Here is a 750-nt window from a genome sequence, read left to right on the forward strand (position 1 = left end):
CCGGCGGTATCCGAGAAGCGGCTGTCGTTAACACGAGGCGGCAACGTGCGCTACCAGCTCAAGACGCCGTACCGGGACGGCACCACGCACGTGATCTTTGAGCCGCTGGATTTCATCGCAAGACTGGCGGCGCTGGTACCAAAGCCCAGAGTCAATCTGACCCGCTTTCATGGTGTGTTTGCCCCGAACAGTCGGTACCGGGTGTTGGTCACGCCGGCAAAGCGGGGCAGGGGGAACCAGGCCAGGGTGGCGGATGAGCCACCAACACCAGCGGAACGGCATATCTCGATGACGTGGGCGCAGCGGCTCAAGCGTGTTTTCAACATCGACATCGAGACCTGCAGCGCCTGCGGCGGCGCCATGAAGGTGATTGTCTGTATTGAAGATCCGATAGTGATCAAGCAGATACTCGATCACCTGGAGCACAAAGCAGAAGCCAGTGAGCTCAGGGCGCTACCCGAAAGCCGGGCGCCGCCGGCTGGATTGCACCACGGGTTGTTTGACTGACGAGCCCGAAAACCAGGAGTTCAGGCCAGGATGCTACGCTCACCACCGCGGCAGGGGGGTGCTGTGCCGGGTGGCTGGAATGGAGCCGATTGTGAAGAGAAAGTAGGCCGGTTGTCAGCGACGAGAAAGGAATTCAGGTCCATTTGGGGCTATCGAACGGTTGCCGGGCTAGTCATTCGCAGTCAGAGCCGTGGTCAGAGCTGCTGGACTTGGGTAAAAAGGGCGTTTATTCTTCCTATACAC

At 59.6% G+C, this 750-nt stretch carries 1 protein-coding gene; it reads left to right on the forward strand.

The features are described 5' to 3' along the window. Window positions 1-507: transposase (locus HMJ39_RS17335; protein ID WP_194298263.1), on the forward strand; the 507-nt coding region annotated here is incomplete at its 5' end. Window positions 508-750: the final 243 nt, after the last annotated feature.

Origin of the sequence: Alloalcanivorax profundimaris (genome assembly GCF_015265435.1) — a bacterium.
Taxonomy (GTDB): domain Bacteria; phylum Pseudomonadota; class Gammaproteobacteria; order Pseudomonadales; family Alcanivoracaceae; genus Alloalcanivorax; species Alloalcanivorax profundimaris.